The organism is Asanoa sp. WMMD1127, assembly GCF_029626225.1.
Classification (GTDB): Bacteria; Actinomycetota; Actinomycetes; order Mycobacteriales; family Micromonosporaceae; genus Asanoa.
In genome coordinates this window covers 3,865,989-3,884,686 of record NZ_JARUBP010000001.1, presented here as the reverse complement: position 1 = coordinate 3,884,686, position 18,698 = coordinate 3,865,989, and the positions used below count along the sequence as shown (strand labels likewise).

Genomic DNA, 18,698 nt, shown 5'->3' with positions numbered 1-18,698 from the left:
TAGCGGCCGCGGATTGTTGTCCACGAGGAGCCGTGCCAAGATCGCCGCGTGCGCATCACGCCTCTGGCCACGTTGGTGGCATCGGTGTTCCTCCTCGGCGCCTGCGGTGCCGGTTCCGCCGCGGATCCGACGGTGGCGGACCCGGCGGCGTCCGCATCCACCGCGTCGCCGGCAACGACTGACGCTGTCGCGGCTGACGCCACGTTCACGGACCCGGCGCCGGCGGCGGCCGGCGGCCGGATCGGGCCCGGCACCGCCTGCGCGATCCCGGCGACGCTGTCGACGGCTGCCGCCTGGACGCCGAAGGACGCCTCCGGCGTGGGCTTCACGGAAGACGGCGTGACGCTGCGGTGCGAGATCGACGCCAAGCCAGCGGGCGTGCTGGGCTTCATTCGCGTCTACACCTACGAGGACGGCGAGGCGCGACGGGCGCTCGACACGTTGCTGGCCATACCGGGGTTCGGTGGAACGGCGACCGCGGAACGGCAGGTCACGATCGGCGGCGAGACTGGTGTCGAGGCGGCGCTCGCAGCCGAGGAAACGGGCCCGGGTCGGGTATTCGCCGCTGGCGGCGTCGTGCTTGTCTGGCGGGGCCTCGACGAGGAGGAGTTCGCGTCCGGCCTGCCGGCCTACGTGCTGGCCCGGACCTCGATCACGTTCTGAGCGGGCTGATGTCGGACTCGTGGCCTGGCACCATGGTCGGCGTGCTCAACCACGAACCGAAGCTCGAGTTGCATCCGACCTATCCGGTGCGCACCGAGCGCCTCCTGCTGCGCCCGCTGACCGCGGCCGACACCGAAGCGCTGCTGGCCTACCGGAGCCTCCCCGAGGTGTGCCGCTACGTGCCCTTCGCGCCGATGTCCGCGGAGGTGATCGCCGACCGGCTGGCCGGAATCTGGGCCACGACGTCGCTGACCGACGAGGGCCAGGCGCTGACGCTCGGCATCGAGCTCGCCGAGACCGGCGAGCTGGTCGGCGATGTGGTGCTGTTCTTCCACAGCCGCGTGCACCGCGGCGGCGAGATCGGCTACGTGGTCAACCCCGCTTTCGAAGGCAACGGGTACGCGACGGAAGCCGCTCGCGCCCTCCTCCGGCTCGGCTTCGACGAGCTGGGCCTCCACCGGATCGTCGGCCGCATCGACGACCGCAACGAGCCGTCGGCCAAGGTGCTGCGCCGCCTGGGCCTGCGCCAGGAGGCGCGGCTGGTGCACAACGAGTGGTTCAAGGGCGAGTGGACGACAGAGGTCGCCTTCGCGATGCTCGCCGACGAATGGCGCGCCCAATCGTGATCGAGGTCCAGGACTACGACCCTGTCTGGCCGTCCTACGCGGCGCGCGCGATCGACGAGGTCCGGGCGGCGCTGGCCGGGCTCGTCGTGGCGATCGAACACATCGGCAGCACGGCGGTCCCGGGCCTGGCGGCGAAGCCGGTGATCGACCTGATGGCCGCGGCGCCGTCGGTGCCGGCGGTCGAGTCGGCCTCGGCGGCCCTGGCGGCGATCGGCTTCGACCGCAGCGAGCCGACGATGCCGAACCGCCTCTTCTACCGCCGCGAAGGGGCGCCGGTCGCCTACCACCTGCACATCGTCGACGCGGCCTCCTGGGAGACCCGCAACCAACGCCTGCTCCGCGACCACCTGCGGGAGAACGCGGTCGACCGCGCGGCCTACGGCGACCTGAAGCGAGCGCTGGCGGCCTCTGCCGACGAGGGCGACGCGTACACAAAGGCGAAAACGGCCCTGATCCAGCGGATGGTCGACTCGGCCCGCACCGCCCGCGGCCTGCCCTTGGTCAACGTGTGGGAGGAGTAGCGGCGAGGTCGAGCGCCGCCAGCCTGGTCAGGATGCCGACGACATGCGCGAGGTCATGCCAGACGCACACGTCGTCGCGCTCGAGAAGCTCCCTCAGGGAAGCGACGTCGTCGCTGAGCTGCCCCATCGTGAGCTGCGGACTCCCGGCGTGGAGCTCGTAGGCGCTTTCCAGCGGAACCACCAAGTAGTAGTCGGCCCCCAGGTCGACCTCGGCGCCGCGGTCACGCTCGACCTCCGCGAGCAGCCGCTCGACCGCGACCCGCAGATCAGCGACCCTGACAACGGCGCCCTTGTCCATCCGCCAATTGTCGTCAGCCGTGGACGGCAGATCATTAGAGTTTCCGCCTAGACGAGCCGCGCGACCTCGATGTCCAGCCGCAGGGGATCGGTCGCTCGGAGGCGATCGCCGGGACCTGCCTCGGCCGTGAGGACGTAGTGCTCGCCGTGCAGCACGAACAACCGCAGCACGGGTGCCGCGGACTCGGTCTCCACGAGGAGGTAGGCGGGGATCCCCGCCATCGCGTAGAGGTGCAGCTTCAGAACCCGGTCGGCGATCGCGTTACTCTGCGGGACGATCTCGCCCACGAGCCGCACCTCAGCGGCCTCGACGATCGAGCCCTCGTCGTCGGTGTCCGCCACGACGAGATCCGGGATGGCCACTCGATTGGCCCTGAGGCGAAGGTTGACCGCCTCGTAGACCGTGAGGCCAGCCGGCTCGGCCGTCTCGTCCAGCATCGCCGCTAACAGACGACTCACCCGCTGGTGGCGTTTGCTAGGCGCCGGACTCACGAGAAGACTCCCATCGAACAGCTCGATGCGCTGGAGGGTCTCACCAAGATCGAAGTACTCGTCTTCGGTCCACGGACCGACGTGTTCTAGGGACGTCGCCGTCACGGCTGGTGCACCTCCCGCTTCTTCTCGTAGTGCCACTCACAGTTTGTCACGGCTGCACGCTGGCCGGCGTGCCCTGGTCGATGGCGTGCTGGTCGAGGTGGAGCGGCCGGAAGGCTAGGCGAAGCGCAGCGCGGCGGCCAATGAGCGGATGATGGCGGCTTCTGCCGGATCAGGGGTGTCGGTGGGTGGGGCGTGTTCGGTGATGGCGGCCCCGACCACGTTGTCCAGCCCCGACCGCAGGGCCGCCAACCGGTCCGGCGCCACGCCGTCCGGCTCCGGATAGCCGACCGAGCCGAACGCCGCCGGATCCAGCACGTCCAGATCCACGTGGACATATACCGGGCCTGACAGACCGTCCACCGCACGCTCCAGGTCCGCGACACCGTGGGCGCGGATGGCCGACCCCGCCAGATAGGCGAGCTCGCTCCGGTCCCCCGCCCGTAGGCCCGCGATCACCACCTGCTCGGGCCGCAACGGCGCGGCCGGCACCAGCGGCGCCGGGCCATCCCCCAGCAGCGTGCGCAGCACCATGCCGTGGAAGGAGCCCGATGGCAGCGTGCGTGGCGTGAAGAGGTCCGGGTGTGCGTCGAACCAGAGCACCGTCAGGTCGTCGCCGTGACGGGCGCGGGCCGACGCGATCGGGGCCAGGTCGACCCCACACTCACCGCCCGCCGTGAAGACCGGTCCCGCGATCGTGGCCAGCGCCGACCGGGTGGCAGCCAGGTTGGCGATCAGCACGTCGAGCGCCTTCACGCCCTGCTCGAACTCGCCCGGGCCGGACGCCACCGGGACCGTCACCACCGTGTCGCACGGCAGCAGCGCCGCCGTCTGGTGGGCGCCGGCCGACAGGCTAAGAGCGTTGGCCGCGCTCGAGCCCTGCCACTGCGGCACGCACAGGGCGGTGGGCACCGGTCAGGCGCTTTCGCGCTCGACCAGGGACGTGTCGAGCAGGACGTACGGCTGGGGGATCTCCTCACGGCGGATGCGCGCGACCAGCAGCCGGGCCATCTCGCGGCCCATCTCCTCGACCGGCTGGTGGACCGTGGTCAGCGGCGGGTTGGCCTGGCGGGCGATCGGGGCGTCGTCGAAGCCGACCACCGCGACCTCCTCCGGCACCCGGCGGCCCGCCTCCTGCAGCGCGCGCAGCGCCCCGTAGGCCATCAGGTCCGACGCCGCGAAGACCGCGTCGAGCTCCGGGTTGTCCTCCAGCAGCCGGCGCATCGCCGCGGTGCCGCTCGCCTCGCTGAAGTCGCCGTAGGCGATCAGCTTCTCGTCGAGCCGGCCGCCGGTGGCCTCGACGGCCTGCCGGTAGCCGGCCAGCCGGGTGACGCCGGCGCCCATGTCCTGCGGGCCGGCGATCGTGGCGACCCGGCGGCGGCCGCGGCCGAACAGATATTGCACCGCCTGGCGGGCGCCGCCGGCGTTGTCGACGTCGACGTAGTAGGCCTCCTGCGCGCCCGGCTCCAGCATCCGCGCCGGGCGGCCGCCCAGGACCGCCGGCAGGCCGCGCTGCTCCAGCAACGTGGGCAGCGGGTCGGCGTCGTGCAGGGAGAGCAGCAGCACGCCGTCGATGTGCTGGTTGGTCAGGTGGTGCTCGATCCGCTCGCGCTCGGCCGGCGACTGGGCCATCGCCAGCCACAGCTGCATCGAGGTGTCGAGCAGGCCCGAGCTGACCCCGCGGACGATCGCGGCGAAGAACGGCTCGGTGAAGACCCGCTCCTCGGACTCCGAGACGACCAGGGCGACCGAGTCGGTGCGCTGGGTGACCAGAGCCCGGGCGGCGCGGTTGGGGACGTAGCCGAGCTCGGCGATCGCCGCCTGCACCGCCGCCCGGGCTTCCGGGCTGACCTGTGGGGAGCCGTTGACCACCCGGGAGACGGTGCCCCGGCCGACCCCGGCCCGCGCGGCCACCGCGTCGAGGGTCGGTCGGCCGAGGGACCGGGTGCGCTGGGTCGTCATCTTCTCGCTCCTCCGCCGGCTGCCACCGCGCTTATTCTGCGGCCAGTCCGTTACGTCGGATCACTTCGGCGTACCACCTGGCGCTGGTCTTCGGAGTGCGGAGCTGCGTCGCGTAATCGACATGGATCATGCCAAAACGCTTCGTGTAACCCCACGCCCATTCGAAATTATCCATCAGCGACCAGGCGAAGTAGCCCCGCAGGGGCACTCCGGCGGCGATCGCCTCGTGGCAGGCGCGCAGGTGGGCGTCGAAATAGGCGACGCGCGCGGGGTCGGGCACCTCGCCGTCGCTTACCTGGTCGACGAACGCGGCGCCGTTCTCCGTCACATAGAGCGGCACCGCCGGATACTCAGCGTGCAACCGGGTCAGCGTCTCGACGAGGCCCGGCGCGTCGATCTCCCAGTTCATGTCGGTGACCGGGAGCCCACGGGTGACGAACCGGACGTCCTCGCTGCCGGGCCAGGACGTCTGCTTGCGCCAGTACGGCTCGGGCTCGACCCCCTCGACCGGACCCGCGACCACGTGGCGGCTGTAGTAGTTGACGCCGAGCATCGGCATCGGCGCGGAGATCAGACCCAGATCCCCATCGCGTACGTGGGACATATCGGTCACGCCGGCCAGATCGGCGACGACGTCCTCCGGATAGGCGCCCCGCAGCAAGGGGTCGAGGAAGATCCGGTTGGCCAGCCCGTCGATGCGGCGGGCGGCGTCGACATCCACCGCCGACGACGAGGCGGGCGAGATCGCGTAGAGGTTGAGCGTGATGCCCGCGGCGCCGAGAGCCCGCACCGCGAGCCCGTGCCCGAGCATCAGGTGGTGCGCCGCCCGCACCGCGTCGCCGGGGTCGGACCGGCCCGGCGCGTGCACGCCCGAGCCGTAGCCGAGGAACGCCGAGCACCATGGCTCGTTGAACGTCGTCCAGTAGCGCACCCGGTCGCCGAGCGCCTCGTGGGCCAGCGCGGCGTAGTCGGCGAACCGGCGCGCGGTGTCCCGCGCCGGCCAGCCACCCGCGTCCTCGAGCTCCTGCGGCAGGTCCCAGTGATAGAGCGTCACCCACGGCTCGATGCCCTGGTCGAGCAGCTCGTCGACGAGTCCTTTGTAGAAGTCGAGCCCCCGCTGGCTGGCTGCGCCCGTGCCACCGGGCTGGATCCGCGGCCAGGACAGCGAGAACCGGTAGGAGCGGAGCCCGATCTCGGACATCAGCTTCACGTCGTCGCGCCACCGGTGGTAATGGTCGCACGCGACGTCACCCGTGTCGCCGTTCACCGTCCGGCCGGGCGTGTGGCTGAAGGTGTCCCAGATGGAGGGCGTACGCCCGTCTTCAGTGGCCGCCCCTTCGATCTGATAGGCCGCCGTGGCGGCGCCCCAGAGGAAGTCGGGCGGGAACGTTGTCACGACTTGACGGCGCCTTCCATGATGCCGCCGATGATCTGACGGCCGAAGAAAATGAACACGAGGAGCAGGGGTACGGTCGCGACGGCGGTGGCCGCGAATACCTGTGAGTAGTCGGTGTAGTAGGCGTATGACAGGAAGGCCAGCGAGACCTGCAGCGTCGGGTTCTCGTTGGACAGCACCGCGTACGGCCAGAGGAACTGGTTCCAGGTGTCCATGAAGGTGAGCAGGCCGAGCACCCCGGCGGCCGGGCGCAGCGCGGGCAGCACGACGTTCCAGTAGATCCGGAACGTGCTACACCCGTCGACCCGGGCCGCCTCGATCAGCTCGTCGGACACCGCCTGGGTCGCGTACTGGCGCATCATGAACACGCCGAACGCTGTGACCAGGAACGGAATCGTGACAGCCCGAAGGCTGTCGTGCCAGCCGAAGTCGTACATCATGCCCCAGAGCGGGATCAGGCCGAGCTGGGTGGGCACCATCATCGTCACCACGATGAACACCAGCAGCGGCCCGCGACCGCGGAACCGCAGCTTGGCGAACGCGAACCCGGCAAGCGTCCCGGTCAGCACCACCGCCACGGTGACCACTGTGGACACGATGACCGAGTTGACGAGACCCTTGACGAAGTTGGCGGCGTCGTTGTCGAGCACACGCTGGAAGTTCTCGCCGAACGAGCCGCTCGGCGTGAACGGTGGCGGCACCGAGTTAATGGAGTCCAGGCTGCGCGTCGCGATGACGAACATGTAGTAGAACGGGTAGATCGACGCCAGCACCGCGAGCACCAACGCGATGTAGGTCAGGGGGCTGGTCTTCCAGAGGCGGGCGGAGGCCGCGACCATCGTGCGCTCCCTCATTTCACGGTACGGCGGACAAGGGCGAAGTTGATCGCGGCGATGATCCCGATGAGGAGGAACAGCGCCCAGGCGATCGCGGCGCCGTAGCCGGCCGTGTTGAGGCTGTTGATGCCCTTCTCGTACATGTACATCGCGATCGTCTGGAACTCGCGCTGCGTGCCGCCGCGCATGTTGCCGTTGCCGAAGACCAGGGGCTCGGTGAACAGCTGCAGGCCGCCGATCGTCGAGAGCAGGACGACGAACAGGAACGTGGGCGTGAGCATCGGCAGCGTGATCCGCCAGAACTGGCGCCACTGGCTCGCGCCGTCGAGCGCGGCCGCCTCGTAGAGGTCACGCGGGATCGCCTGCATCCCGGCCAGCAGGATCAGCGCGTTGTAGCCGGTCCAACGCCAGTCGACCATGAACGCGATCGCGGTCCACGAGCTCCAGCGCTCGGCGTCCCAGTCGATGGCGTCGACGCCGACGAAACTCAGCAGCCAGTTGACGACGCCGAAGTCGCGCTGGAAGAGCATCGCGAAGACGATCGCCACGGCGGCCACCGAGGTGATGTTCGGGACGAAGATGGCCATCCGGAACAGCGTCTTGGCCCGCAGCCGTGTGCGGTTGAGCATGTTCGCCAGGAACAGCGCGAGCATCAACTGTGGCACCGTGGCGACCACGAAGATGCCGAGGGTGTTGACCACCGCGTTCCAGAAGTACTCGTCCTTCATCAGCGCCGCGTAGTTGTCGAAGCCGATGAAGGTGTGCGCGCCGATCAGGTCCCAGTCGTGCAGGGACATCCAGGCGGTGCGCAACATCGGGTAGAGCCCGAAGACGCCGAAGACGAGGAAGAACGGTGCGATGTAGAGGTACGGCGAGTACTTCATGTCCCAGCGGGCGCGCTTGGCGCTGCCGGTGGTGCGGTGCCGGGGCCGCGTCGGCGGAGGCGCCGCCGGGCGCGCGGGGGTGGCGAGAGCCATCCTGGGTCCTTTCTGCGACCGTGCGGAAGGGCCCCTGCGGAATCGAGGGGCCCTTCCGGGTGGGCTTGCTCAGAAGGCGCCCTGTGTCGCGGCGTCCTTGATGAACTGTTCCCAGGCGGCGCTGGCGTTGGCCTCGCCGTTCTCGTAGGCCCGGAGCGCCGGCTCCATCGCCTGCTCCTTCACGGCCTGGTGCTTCGGGCCGAGGTGGACCGGCTTGATGCCCTCGACGCTGCCGCCGAAGATCTTGCCGGTGGGCGCGTCACTGAAGTACGGGTTCGTGTAGGCCTGGAACTCCGGGTTCTTCAGCGCCTCGAGGTTGGTCGGCAGTGGGCCCTTGAGCTTGAACGCCGCAACCTGGCTCTGCGCGCTGGTCAGCCACTCCGCGAGCTTCGCGGCCTCGGCCTTGTGCTTCCCCCGTTCAGGCACAGCCAGCCACGAACCACCCCAGTTGCCCGACTTCCCCGGCACACCGGCGACGTCCCACTTGCCCTTGTTCTCGGCGCCGGAGTTGTCCTGCACGATGCCGAGCATCCACGAAGGACAGAAGGTCGCGGCGAACGTGCCCTGCTTGAAGCCCGCGCTCCACTCCGGCGACCAGGTCGCCGTCTTCGCCGTGATGTTGGCGTCGACCATCTGCAGCGAGGTGTCCCACGCCTGCTTCACGGCCGCGCTCTTGTCGGCGACGATGTTGTCGTCCTTGTCGTAGAAGATGTCCCCGCCGACCTGGAAGGTGATCGCGCTCGCCGCGGTGGTCACCGAGTCGAGCATGCCCTTGCCGGTCGCCTGGCGGTACTTCTTGCCGGTCTCGATGAACGCGGGCCAGTCCGGCCAGAGCGCGGTGACGGCGTCGCGCTCGGTCGGCAGGCCGGCCGCCTTGAACAGGTCGGAGCGGTAGCAGACCGCGAGGCTGCCGACGTCGGTGGGCAGGCCGATCAGCCGCCCGTCGGCGGCCTTACCCAGCTCCCACTTCCACGGCAGGTACTCGGTGCTGTGGTCCTTGACCAGCGGGGTCAGGTCGGCCCAGTTGGTCGGGTTGATCTTGAACTCGTTGAGGACGCCCTCTTCGAGCGCGACGATGTCGGCGATGCCCTTGCCGGTCGCCAGGCTGCGCACGATCTTGGGACGGTATTCGTTGAGCTGTGCGGTCTTGCGCAGCTCGACCTTGATGCCGGTGTCCTTTTCGTACTGCTTGACCAGCTCGTCGTAGCCGAACTCGCCGAAGGTCTCGATGACCAGCTTGTCGGGCTTGCCGCCGGCGCTGCTGCTGCCGGCGCCCTCGTCATTGCCACAGGCAGTGACGGCGAGCGCGGTAGCGGCAACTGCGGCGAGCGCGACCAGCCTGTTGCCGCGCCTAGTGACGCTCATCCAGGACCCCTCTCAGGTCGGAGATGGTTCAGTGGTGGGGTTGGTCGGCGCCACACGGATTCGTCGGACCAGGGTCCGCCGGGAGCGCTCCCACGAGATTGCCGATCAGTTTCGTCCCCGTCAATACCGGGTACTGGGAGCGTTCCCAAACCGTTATGGGAGCGCTCTCAGGGCCAAAACCGTCGCACTGCGTGGGACCAGCCGTACGGATTGCTGCTGCTCGGGGGTAGCTTCGTTGGCCGCACGGGGGGATGTGATGGTTTTTCATGGCGGTGATCCACACACCGGACCACCGGTTGCGGGTGTTCGTCTCGTCGACGCTGGAGGAGCTCGAGCCTGAGCGACTCGCCGTGCGGGACGCGGTCGCCCGGATGCGGCTCGTGCCGGTGATGTTCGAGCTGGGCGCCCGGCCGCACGGACCGCGCGACGTCTACCGCGCCTACGTCGAACAGAGCCAGTTGTTCATCGGCGTCTACTGGGAGAGCTACGGCTGGGTGGCGCCCGGCGCCGAGATATCGGGGATCGAGGAGGAGTTCGGGATCGCCGGCCACCTCCCGAAGCTCATCTACGTCAAGTCGCCCGCGCCGCACCGCGACCCCCGGCTGACCGCGCTGCTCGACCGGATACGCGACGACGCCCGGGTCAGCTACCGCCACTTCCGCAGCGCCGACGAGCTGCGCCGGGTCGTCGGCGAGGACATCGCGCTGCTGCTCACCGAACGCTTCAACCCGCGCCCGGCCGGGGAGGAGGAACTGGCGCCCGCGCCCCGCGACGAGCTGCCGGTGCCACCGAACCCGCTGCTCGGCCGCAGTGCCGAGCAGCGCTCGCTGCGCACGCTGCTGACCAGCGACGACGTGCGGCTGGTGACGCTGACCGGGCCCGGCGGCGTCGGCAAGACCCGGCTCGCGATGGAGCTCGGCTCGGCGCTGCGCAACACGTTCGCCGACGGAGTGCGGTTCGCCGACCTGTCCGGCGTCACCGACCCCGACCTCGTCGCCGCCGCGCTGGCGCAGTCGCTCGGGCTGCGTACGGTGCCGAACCGGCCGCCACTCGACGACGTTGTCACGTACCTCCGGAACCGCTCCCTGCTCCTGGTCGTCGACAACATGGAGCATCTGGCCGACGCCTCCCCCGCCCTGGCCACGCTGCTCGACGCGGCGCCGGGCGTCACGGTGCTCGCGACCAGCCGGATCCCGCTGCGACTGACCGGCGAGCACGTGTTCGACGTGCCGCCGCTGCCGCTGCCCGACCCGCGCGAGGAACCGATGGTCGCGGTCCGCCGCGACGGCGCCGCCCGGCTGTTCGTCGAACGGGCCCGCGCGGTCAAGGCCGACTTCGCGCTGGATCCGCAGAATGCGGCGGCGATCGCCGAGATCGTCCGGCGGCTCGACGGCCTGCCGCTCGCGGTCGAGCTCGCCGCCGCGAAGGTCCGCGTGCTCACCCCGGGGGCGCTGCTCAACCGGCTGGGCAGCCGGCTGGGCACGCTGACCGGCGGCGCCCGCGACCTGCCGGCCCGCCAGCGGACGTTGCGCGACGCCATCGCCTGGAGCTACCAGCTGCTCCCGCCGGGCGAGCAGGAGCTGTTCGCCCGGCTGGGCGTCTTCGCCGGCCCGTTCGACCTCGACGCGGCGCGCGCGGTCGCCGGGGTGCCGGAGCGCTACGCCGGCCTCGACGCGCTGACCGCGCTGATCGAGAGCAGCCTCGTCACGCAGGAGCGCGGCGAGCGGGAGCCGCGCTTCACCATGCTCGGGATCATCCGGGACTTCGCGCTCGAACGGCTGCGCGAGTCCGGCGACTGGGAAGGCACTCACGACCGGCACGCGCGGCACTACCTGGAGTTCGCGGAGCGCACCGCGCCGCCGCTGGGCCGCACGTCGACCAACCCGCAGGCCGTGGACCAGCTCGACCTCGAGCACGACAACCTGCGGGCCGCGATGAGCTGGTTCATCGACACGGACCAGCTCGAGGACGCGGTGCGGCTGGGCTGGATCGTCTGGGTGCTGTGGTGGCTGCGCGGCCACACCGACGAGGGCGCCCGCAACATCGAGCGGGTGCTGGCGAAGGCGGACTCGCTCTCCCCGCGGGCGTACGCCCACACGCTCTTCGGCGACGGCGCCATCGCGGTGATGACCGGGCAGCACGTGCGCGGCCGGACCCAGCTGGAACGCGCCCTCCCGCTGCTGCGTGACCTCGGCGACGACGACGCCACCGCCCGCGCGGCCGGCATGCTGGGCCAGCTGGCGATCGCCCGCGGGGAGTACGGGGTCGCCCGTGAGCTGCTGGAGGAGACCAAGCGGATCAGCGAGCGGCTGGGCGAGGAGTGGATGATCTCGCTCTACTACGCCCGGCTGGGCCTGGTCCCGCTCAACGAGGGCGACTACCCGGCCGCGATCGAGCAGTTCGGCGACGGCCTGCGGATGGCGCGCAAGACCCACGACCACCTGGGCGAGGTGGTCGCGCTCTACAGCCTCGCGGTCACCTCGCTCGCCGGCGGCAGCCCGGACACCGCGGACGCCTACCTGGAGTCGGGCCTGCGGGTCGCCGCCGACGCCCGGGACGAGGCCGGCGCGTCGCTGTTCCTGGAGGCCCTCTCCGACCTGGCGGCGCGGCAGGGCGAGCCGGACCGGGCGGTGCGCCTGGTCGCCGCCGCCCGCAAGCTCCAGACGCTGGCCAGCGCCGCCTGGATGCGGGCGTACGTGCCGGCGTGGCCCGACGGCCGCGCCGACCTGGACACCCGCGCGCACGCCGCGGCCTGGGCCCAGGGCACGGCCGACAACCTGGCCTCGGCGGTGGCCTACGCCCTCGACCGCCCGCGATGAACAGGCCCTTCTACGGGGCGCCGACCTTCGGGTCGCCACGCTCAGGTTCCAGCGATGCGACCGCAGCCGCGATGTCGTCCTCGAACCGCTCGTCGGGTGCTGGAATGTCGGCAAGCGCCGTGCGGAGGTCGGCACCGGTCCGCCTGCGGGCAGGTCCGATCTCGGCAACGGGATCATTGTGTCGGGTGATGATGACGGTCTCGCCGCACTCGATGGCGTCGAGCAAGCCGGAGAAATTACGGGCCGCCTCCGTGGCGGTCATCGTCCGCATGCTGTCACGCTATCTGTAACAGACTCGGCTGAGTTGGTCGTGATGCGCGTAGCGTCCCGGAGCATGACATCCACCGCATTGGTCACCGGCGGCTCGCGGGGCATCGGTCGGGCCGTCGTCGAACGCCTCGCCGCGGCCGGGCATCGGGTCGTGTTCACCTATGCGCGCGACAAGGTCGCCGCCGACGAGGTCGTCGACCGCTGTCCCGGCTCGGTCGCCGTGCGGGCCGACCAGACCGACCTGTCCTGTCTGGACGCCATGTTCGCGCCGGTCCAGGACGGGCTCGACATCCTCGTCAACAACGCGGCCATCATCGTGCCCGCCGCGATCGGCGAGGTCACCGCCGAGGAGTTCGACCGGGCGATGACCGCCAACGTCAAGGTGCCGTTGCTGGCGGTCGGGCGGGCGGCCGCGCTGATGCGCGACGGTGGCCGGATCGTCAACATCTCCACGCTCAACACGGCCGTCCCCGCGCCGGGCAACGTGCTCTACTGCGCCACCAAGGCGGCCCTGGAGCAGGTCACCGCGGTCGCCGCCCGGGAGCTCGGGCCGCGCGGCATCACCGTCAACACGGTCTCGCCGGGCGCCACCGACACCGACCTGCTGCGGGCCCACAACAGCGCCGAGGAGCTGGCCCTGGCGACGGAGTGGACCGCGCTCGGGCGGCTGGGCCGACCCGACGACGTGGCCGCGGTGGTGGCGTTCCTGACCACGCCGGACGCGGGCTGGATCACCGGCGAGAACATCCGCGCCGCGGGCGGATCGTTGATCTGAGGCCGGCGGTGCCGCAGGCTGGGTCCTCATGGAGATCAGGAAGGCGGGACCCGACGACGTGGCGGCGATCGTCGCGGTCGGGCACGAGACCTGGCCGGCGACGTACGCGTTCGCCGGCGACGACTACGTCGCGCACGGACTGGCGACGTGGTGGTCGACCGAGGCGACGCGGCGGGCGATCGCGGAGACCACGGTGCTCGTCGCGGCGGAGGGCGACGACGTGCTGGGCGTGGGCAACCTCGACGAGCGCGGCCCGGTGCCGATCATCTGGCGGCTCTACGTGCGGCCGGCCGCGCAGGGCCGGGGCGCCGGCGGGGCGCTGCTGGCCGCGCTCGTCGCCGCCGTCCCCGACCGGCCGGTGCGGCTGTCGTACCTCGAGGGCAACGAGCCCGCCGCCCGGTTCTACGCCCGGCTCGGCTTCGCCGAGCTGCGCCGCGAGCCCGGCGACCGGCCGGGCTGGCCGGGGCAGGTCTGGCTGGAGCGCCCGCCGTCGGGCCTGCTGCTGGTGGCCATCGTGGAGATGACCGAGGCCGAGGCGGGGCGGCGCTACGAGGACGAGGTGCTGGCGCTGCTCGGCCGGCACCGCGGGACGCTCGAACGCCGGACCCGCGACGCCGCCGGCACGACCGAGGTGCACCTGATCCGCTTCGCCGACCGGGCCGGCTACGAGTCGTTCATGCGGGACCCGGAGCGGCTCGCCCACCGCGAGGCGATCGCCGACGCCGCCCCGACGACCCGGGTGATCGAGGTGCGGGACATCGGCTAACCGCGGATGGACTGTTCCACGGTGGCGATGACGCCGGTGGCGTGGGCCGGGGTCATGCCGAGCTTGTCGGCGATCCAGTGGACGGCGTCGCGCTCGGGCTGGCTGAGCGGGCCGTCGGCGAGGGCGATCCGCACGGCGTTGGCGAGCTGGCGCTCGCAGGCGTCCTGGGTGAAGTTGGCCGACAGGGCCCGCAGCGGCTCGGCCGCGTACTCGATCGGCTGGTTGGCGTCGGCCTGCACGTGGGCGAGGTCGTAGTCGCCCGCGCCGGCCTCGCGGACCGCGTCGACCGCGGCCCGGGCCGTCGCGTCGTTGAGGCCGCCGGCCCGCAGCACGACCGACGCCGCGGCGCGCATGCCGGCCGGCAGGGCGCTGGCCAGCTGGGCGGTGGTCGGGCGGCTCAGCACGATCGGGTCGAACTTGGTGCGGCAGGTCTTGCAGCGCACCACCTCGCCGACCTTGTCGAGCGGGATCACCGGCAGGAAGAACAGCGTGAAGAACCGGCGCGCGGTGCGGTGCTCGTAGTCCCGGTCGCCGCCGCAGTGCGGGCAGTGGAAGTGCCCGGTGCCGATCAGGCCGAAGATGTAGAAGACCGACACACCAAAGATGATCATTGCGACTCCGCGGGAAGGGACGGCTGGATCTTCGGGACCCTACCAACAGCGGGCGACGCTGTGGCACCATGAGCGGATGATCTCCTACCGAAAGGGCGGCGACGCCCTCGTTCGATGACCGCGCCCGCGCGGCGTGGTGACGCCGCTGACATTTGGCGCGAAGCAGTTCTGATTCGCCGGGAATGGCTCGATCACGGCCTGTCCGGCTCGCCCGCTGACCGGGAGACCGCCGAACACAGCGTGGCCGGCATCTACGCCCGCATCGGCCGGCCCCGGCCCCAGTTCGAGTGGGTCGACTCCCCCGCCAAGGCGCTCGCCCTGGTCCGCGGTTGGCCCACATTGGACGACCTCTACGAGTGGATCCGGCGCCCGGTCGGCCCGCCCGTGCTGGCCAGCGACGTCGCCACGGTCGCGTCGCGGTTGCGGGCGGCGCTCAGCGCCGGGGTGACCCACACCGATCCGGAGCTGTCACCGCCGCGCCGGCCCGGCAAGAAACAGGAACGCTGGCCGGAGCTGCCACCGCTGGACGCGCTCGCCCGGGGCGTGCCACTGCCGGTGGTGCTGCACCAGGCGGTCCGCGGCGCCCTGCATCGCAGCCTGGGCAACGGTTTCCGCCATCCGGTGCGGGCGGCGCTCGGGCCGGACACACCGGTCTGCTGGTACGGCCAGCAGGACGCGTGCTGGATCGGCTACTACGACACCCTGCGCCGTCTCGGCCTAGCCGGCTGGGACGCCGACACGTCCGACCACTTCGGACAATGGGCCGACCTCGCCCGCGCCACCGGCTGGTGGTGGCCGGGCGACGAGCTCTGCGTGCTGGTCGACCGGCCGGCGCGCGTGCGGGTCGCGCCGGTGCCCGGCGGCTGGCACGACGAGGTCGCTCTCACCACTGTGGAGTACCGCGACGGCTGGCGCGTCGACTAGCCGCGCCAGTGCAGGATCTCGAGGGCCGCGCCGACCTCGACGGCGCGGCCCGCGAGCGAGCGGGGCAGCAGCGCGTCGGCGCGGGCCAGCCGGCGCAGCAACGTGTTGCGGTGGGTGAACAGCCGGGCCGCGGCGCGGGACGCGTTGCACTGCTCCGCGATGTAGGCCCGCACGGCCGCCCTGATCTCGGCGGGCGCCGACTCCAACCCGCCCAGCGTGCGGGTGACGAACCGGTCGGCGCCCTCCGGGTCCTGGGTCAGCAGCGCGACCACCTCGACGTCGGCGAACGCGGCCACCCGGTGCGCCGCACCGAGCCGGGCCAGCAGGCGCTGCGTGGTGAGCGCGTCGAGGTGGCTGCGGCGGAAACCGTCGACGCCGGGCGCCGGAGCGCCGAGCGCGACCCGGACCGCCGGCGGAAGCCGGTCGAGCCGCGCCGGGTCGGCGGCGCCGTGCACCCACACCCAGCGGGTCGCGGCGCTGGCCAGCACGATCAGGGGGCGGGCCGGGCCGGCCAGCGCGTCGGCGGCCCGGTCCAGCTGGCGGAGGTCGGCGTCCGGGTCGTCGGTCCAGACCACGGCGGCGGTGTGGGTGCGGTCCAGCGCGTACCCGAGCTTGTTGTCCGCGCCCGTGATCGGCACGCCGTCGAGCAGCAGCATGACCGTCTCCCGACGTTCGGCGTGGCTCCCCTGGGTCAACGCCGCCCGCTCGGCCCGCATCCGCAGCGAGATCGCCGTCACCGTCGCGTCGACGAACGCGGCGATCGACCGCAACGAGACGTCGAGCAGCTCGCGCAGCTCCGCGGTGTCGTCGGTCAGCGTGCAGGCGATCTGGGTCCAGAGCCGGGCCGCCACCGCCTCACCCACCCGGTAGGCATCCAGGGCCGACTCGTCCAGACCCCGCCGGACCAGGTCGCGGGCGATCGACAGCGGCGCCGCCTCGTCGTTGGCCGGCACCGGCTGGCCCGGCGCGCGGACGTTGGCGGCGGCCCAGAAGAGCAGGTTGGACCGGTTGGTGCGGCGGGTGGCGGCGGCGAGCACCGGGTCGCCGGCGATCGGCCGGCGGGCCTCGCCGGCGAGCGTCGCCGCGTCGATCTCGGCGAGCCACTCCGGGCGGGGGTGCAGCGCGATCTCGGCACCCGCCCGGATCAGCTCCCGCACCCGGGGTGACGGCGGTTCCCACGACATCCCCGCAGGCTAGTGGTGCAGTTCGCACCACGCCAGGGGTGATCGGAGTGCAGATCGTCCTCGCGGCGGCCCGACGGTGAGGCAGACCATGAACGGATGGCGGTGGAGCATTTCGATGTGCTGATCGTCGGCGCCGGCATCTCCGGCATCGGCGCGGGGCGCTACCTCAAGACGTCGCTGCCGGGCAAGACGTTCGCGATCCTGGAGGCCCGCGGCGCGTCCGGCGGCACCTGGGACCTGTTCCGCTACCCGGGCACGCGCTCCGACTCCGACCTCCACACGTTCGGCTACGCGTTCAAGCCGTGGCGCGACGAGGAGGCGATCGCGTCGGCGCCGCGGATCCTGGCCTACCTGCGCGAGACGGCCACGGAGAACGGCCTGGACCCCCACATCCGCTACCACCACCGGGTACGCGCGGCGGCGTTCGACTCGGGGACAGCACTGTGGACGGTCACGGTGGACGTCTCCGGCGAGCCGGTCACATTCACCGCCCGCTGGCTTTTCTGCGCCGGCGGCTACTACCGCTACGACGAGGGCTTCACGCCGCGGTTCGAGGGCCAGGAACGGTTCCGCGGCGCGATCGTGCATCCGCAGCACTGGCCCGAGGACCTCGACTACGCGGGCAAGCGGGTCGTCGTGGTCGGCAGCGGGGCGACCGCGGTCACCATCGTCCCGGCGATGGCGGGCACCGCGGCCCACGTGACGATGCTGCAGCGCACGCCGACCTACATCCTCTCCGTGCCGGCCAGGGACGCGCTCGGCAACGCGCTCAAGAAATACCTCGGCCCGGAGAAGGGGTACGCCTGGACGAGGCGCAAGAACATCGCCACCCAGCGCTGGATCTGGCGTTTCTGCCAGCGGCACCCGGAGCGGGCCCGCCGCCTGATCCGCTGGTTCAACGCGCGGCAGCTGCCCGAGGGCTACCCGGTCGACGAGCATTTCCGGCCGCCGTACAACCCGTGGGATCAGCGGTTGTGCCTCGTCCCGGACGGTGACCTGTTCACGTCGATCCGCGACGGTAGCGCGGAGGTGGTCACCGACCGGATCGAGACGTTCACCGAGCACGGCATCCGGCTGGCGTCGGGTCGCGAGCTGCCGGCGGACGTCATCGTCACCGCGACGGGCCTCAACGTGCAGGCCCTGGCGGGCGTGACGCTGACCGTCGACGGCACGCCGGTCAACATCCCGGACACGATCGCGTACAAGGGGATGATGCTCTCCGGGGTGCCGAACTTCGCGTTCGTGGTGGGCTACACCAACTCGTCGTGGACGCTCAAGGTCGGCCTGCTCTGCGAGCACTTCTGCCTGCTGCTGGCCCACATGGACAAGCACGGCTACGAGATCTGCCGCCCGGACCCGGCCGACCCGGCGATGCCCACCCGCCCGTTCCTGGACTTCGGCGCCGGCTACATCCGCCGCGTCATCGACCAGCTGCCTCGCCAGGGCGACCGCCTGCCCTGGCTGACCTCGATGAACTACCACACGGACGTCAAACTCCTCCGCGCCGACCGCGTCACCGACCCGGAGCTCCACTTCGGCCACGCGAGCACTGTCAGCTCAGGTGATCGACTTCAAGGTCAACGAGAATCGGCTCGGTGAGACTCAGCAACTGACCAGGGTGCGCTGTGCCGACCTCCGCATACCGGCTCCCGCACAGCTGGAACAGCGTGAGCGTGAGCGAAAACAGAGTCCGCTCGACGAGCAAATAGGAAGGGATGGCGGCGTCGGCGTACAGCTGCGTCTTGACCACTCGATCGGTCACGGCCGTCTCCGGGGAGGTGATCTCGCAAACGAGTGCGACGTCGGCGGCATTCATCAGCAGACCGTCTTCGTCCGTCGCGGCCAGGACCAGATCCGGTATCACGATCCGATCGACTTGGAGCCGGACGTTTACCGCCGGATAGATGGTCAGCCCCGCCGCCCGGGCCGGGGCATGCAGGGCCAACGCCAACTGACGACTGACATGCTGGTGCCCCGGTTCGCCCCGAGGGCTGATCAACAGTCCGCCGTCGATGAGCTCGACGCGTGGCACCGTCTCGCCGAGCGCCAGGTAGTCCTCGTCGGTCCACGGGCCCGCGCCGAGTCGGCGCAACAGCGTCGTCAACACAAGCG

Annotated in this window: 20 protein-coding genes; 8 read left to right on the top strand and 12 right to left on the bottom strand. The window is 71.2% G+C overall.

Annotation, left to right across the window (positions count from 1 at the left end; all coding sequences use genetic code 11):
* Positions 1–48 precede the first annotated feature (48 nt).
* Genes O7635_RS18555 through O7635_RS18545 form a run of 3 tightly spaced genes read left to right on the top strand, consistent with a single transcriptional unit; the run spans position 49 to position 1,810 of the window.
* Positions 49–663: a lipoprotein gene (locus tag O7635_RS18555; protein WP_278081694.1), complete on the top strand. Its 615-nt coding sequence runs from the start codon at positions 49–51 to the stop codon at positions 661–663.
* A gap of 8 nt (positions 664–671) precedes the next feature.
* A complete protein-coding gene (locus tag O7635_RS18550) occupies positions 672–1,289 on the top strand; it encodes a GNAT family protein (RefSeq protein ID WP_278081693.1) in 618 nt (205 codons plus the stop codon).
* Positions 1,271–1,810 carry a GrpB family protein gene (locus tag O7635_RS18545; RefSeq protein WP_278081692.1) on the top strand — a complete coding sequence of 180 codons (540 nt, stop codon included), beginning with the start codon at positions 1,271–1,273 and terminating at the stop codon, positions 1,808–1,810. The genes O7635_RS18550 and O7635_RS18545 overlap by 19 nt, the downstream gene beginning before the upstream one ends.
* Here the strand turns inward: O7635_RS18545 and O7635_RS18540 are convergent.
* From O7635_RS18540 to O7635_RS18505, 8 genes are all read right to left on the bottom strand, one after another.
* Positions 1,791–2,108 (bottom strand): hypothetical protein, encoded by a 318-nt coding sequence (locus tag O7635_RS18540; protein ID WP_278081691.1) that lies wholly within the window; start codon positions 2,106–2,108, stop codon positions 1,791–1,793. The two genes, O7635_RS18545 and O7635_RS18540, sit on opposite strands and share 20 nt — an antisense overlap.
* Before the next feature lie 47 nt (positions 2,109–2,155).
* On the bottom strand, positions 2,156–2,704 hold the full coding sequence (locus tag O7635_RS18535; RefSeq protein ID WP_278081690.1) for a Uma2 family endonuclease: 549 nt from the start codon (positions 2,702–2,704) through the stop codon (positions 2,156–2,158).
* A gap of 114 nt (positions 2,705–2,818) precedes the next feature.
* Positions 2,819–3,613, bottom strand: a complete 795-nt coding sequence (locus O7635_RS18530; RefSeq protein WP_278081689.1) for an arginase family protein — start codon at positions 3,611–3,613, stop codon at positions 2,819–2,821.
* 3 nt (positions 3,614–3,616) lie between these two features.
* On the bottom strand, positions 3,617–4,663 hold the full coding sequence (locus tag O7635_RS18525) for a LacI family DNA-binding transcriptional regulator (protein WP_278081688.1): 1,047 nt from the start codon (positions 4,661–4,663) through the stop codon (positions 3,617–3,619).
* 31 nt (positions 4,664–4,694) lie between these two features.
* Positions 4,695–6,059 carry a GH1 family beta-glucosidase gene (locus O7635_RS18520; RefSeq protein WP_278081687.1) on the bottom strand — a complete coding sequence of 455 codons (1,365 nt, stop codon included), beginning with the start codon at positions 6,057–6,059 and terminating at the stop codon, positions 4,695–4,697.
* Positions 6,056–6,898: a carbohydrate ABC transporter permease gene (locus tag O7635_RS18515; RefSeq protein WP_278081686.1), complete on the bottom strand. Its 843-nt coding sequence runs from the start codon at positions 6,896–6,898 to the stop codon at positions 6,056–6,058. Before O7635_RS18515 ends, O7635_RS18520 begins: the two co-directional genes overlap by 4 nt.
* 11 nt (positions 6,899–6,909) lie before the next feature.
* On the bottom strand, positions 6,910–7,872 hold the full coding sequence (locus O7635_RS18510; protein ID WP_347405290.1) for a sugar ABC transporter permease: 963 nt from the start codon (positions 7,870–7,872) through the stop codon (positions 6,910–6,912).
* A gap of 69 nt (positions 7,873–7,941) precedes the next feature.
* On the bottom strand, positions 7,942–9,237 hold the full coding sequence (locus O7635_RS18505; protein WP_278081685.1) for an extracellular solute-binding protein: 1,296 nt from the start codon (positions 9,235–9,237) through the stop codon (positions 7,942–7,944).
* A 266-nt stretch (positions 9,238–9,503) separates the two neighbouring features.
* On the opposite strand from O7635_RS18505, the gene O7635_RS18500 reads away from it, so the two are divergent.
* Positions 9,504–12,056 carry a DUF4062 domain-containing protein gene (locus O7635_RS18500; RefSeq protein ID WP_278081684.1) on the top strand — a complete coding sequence of 851 codons (2,553 nt, stop codon included), beginning with the start codon at positions 9,504–9,506 and terminating at the stop codon, positions 12,054–12,056.
* Positions 12,057–12,066: 10 nt separating this feature from the next.
* Here the strand turns inward: O7635_RS18500 and O7635_RS18495 are convergent, their stop codons facing one another.
* Positions 12,067–12,327: a type II toxin-antitoxin system prevent-host-death family antitoxin gene (locus O7635_RS18495; protein ID WP_278081683.1), complete on the bottom strand. Its 261-nt coding sequence runs from the start codon at positions 12,325–12,327 to the stop codon at positions 12,067–12,069.
* Positions 12,328–12,390: 63 nt separating this feature from the next.
* On the opposite strand from O7635_RS18495, the gene O7635_RS18490 reads away from it, so the two are divergent.
* Together O7635_RS18490 and O7635_RS18485 are read left to right on the top strand one after the other, a co-directional pair.
* Positions 12,391–13,101: an SDR family oxidoreductase gene (locus O7635_RS18490; protein WP_278081682.1), complete on the top strand. Its 711-nt coding sequence runs from the start codon at positions 12,391–12,393 to the stop codon at positions 13,099–13,101.
* Positions 13,102–13,129: 28 nt separating this feature from the next.
* Positions 13,130–13,867 (top strand): GNAT family N-acetyltransferase, encoded by a 738-nt coding sequence (locus tag O7635_RS18485; RefSeq protein ID WP_278081681.1) that lies wholly within the window; start codon positions 13,130–13,132, stop codon positions 13,865–13,867.
* On the opposite strand, the gene O7635_RS18480 is transcribed toward O7635_RS18485, so the two are convergent.
* On the bottom strand, positions 13,864–14,478 hold the full coding sequence (locus O7635_RS18480) for a zinc-ribbon domain-containing protein (RefSeq protein ID WP_278081680.1): 615 nt from the start codon (positions 14,476–14,478) through the stop codon (positions 13,864–13,866). The two genes, O7635_RS18485 and O7635_RS18480, sit on opposite strands and share 4 nt — an antisense overlap.
* A gap of 114 nt (positions 14,479–14,592) precedes the next feature.
* Here O7635_RS18480 and O7635_RS18475 point away from each other — a divergent pair, with 114 nt between their 5' ends.
* Positions 14,593–15,402, top strand: coding sequence for a hypothetical protein (locus O7635_RS18475; RefSeq protein WP_278081679.1), 810 nt, complete (start codon positions 14,593–14,595; stop codon positions 15,400–15,402).
* On the opposite strand, the gene O7635_RS18470 is transcribed toward O7635_RS18475, so the two are convergent.
* On the bottom strand, positions 15,399–16,586 hold the full coding sequence (locus O7635_RS18470; protein ID WP_278081678.1) for a PucR family transcriptional regulator: 1,188 nt from the start codon (positions 16,584–16,586) through the stop codon (positions 15,399–15,401). The genes O7635_RS18475 and O7635_RS18470 overlap by 4 nt on opposite strands.
* A gap of 96 nt (positions 16,587–16,682) precedes the next feature.
* On the opposite strand from O7635_RS18470, the gene O7635_RS18465 reads away from it, so the two are divergent.
* On the top strand, positions 16,683–18,185 hold the full coding sequence (locus O7635_RS18465) for an NAD(P)/FAD-dependent oxidoreductase (RefSeq protein WP_278081677.1): 1,503 nt from the start codon (positions 16,683–16,685) through the stop codon (positions 18,183–18,185).
* Here the strand turns inward: O7635_RS18465 and O7635_RS18460 are convergent.
* The gene (locus O7635_RS18460) at positions 18,139–18,690 is read right to left on the bottom strand and encodes a Uma2 family endonuclease (RefSeq protein ID WP_278081676.1); all 552 of its coding nucleotides are present in this window, start codon (positions 18,688–18,690) and stop codon (positions 18,139–18,141) included. The genes O7635_RS18465 and O7635_RS18460 overlap by 47 nt on opposite strands.
* Positions 18,691–18,698 lie beyond the last annotated feature (8 nt).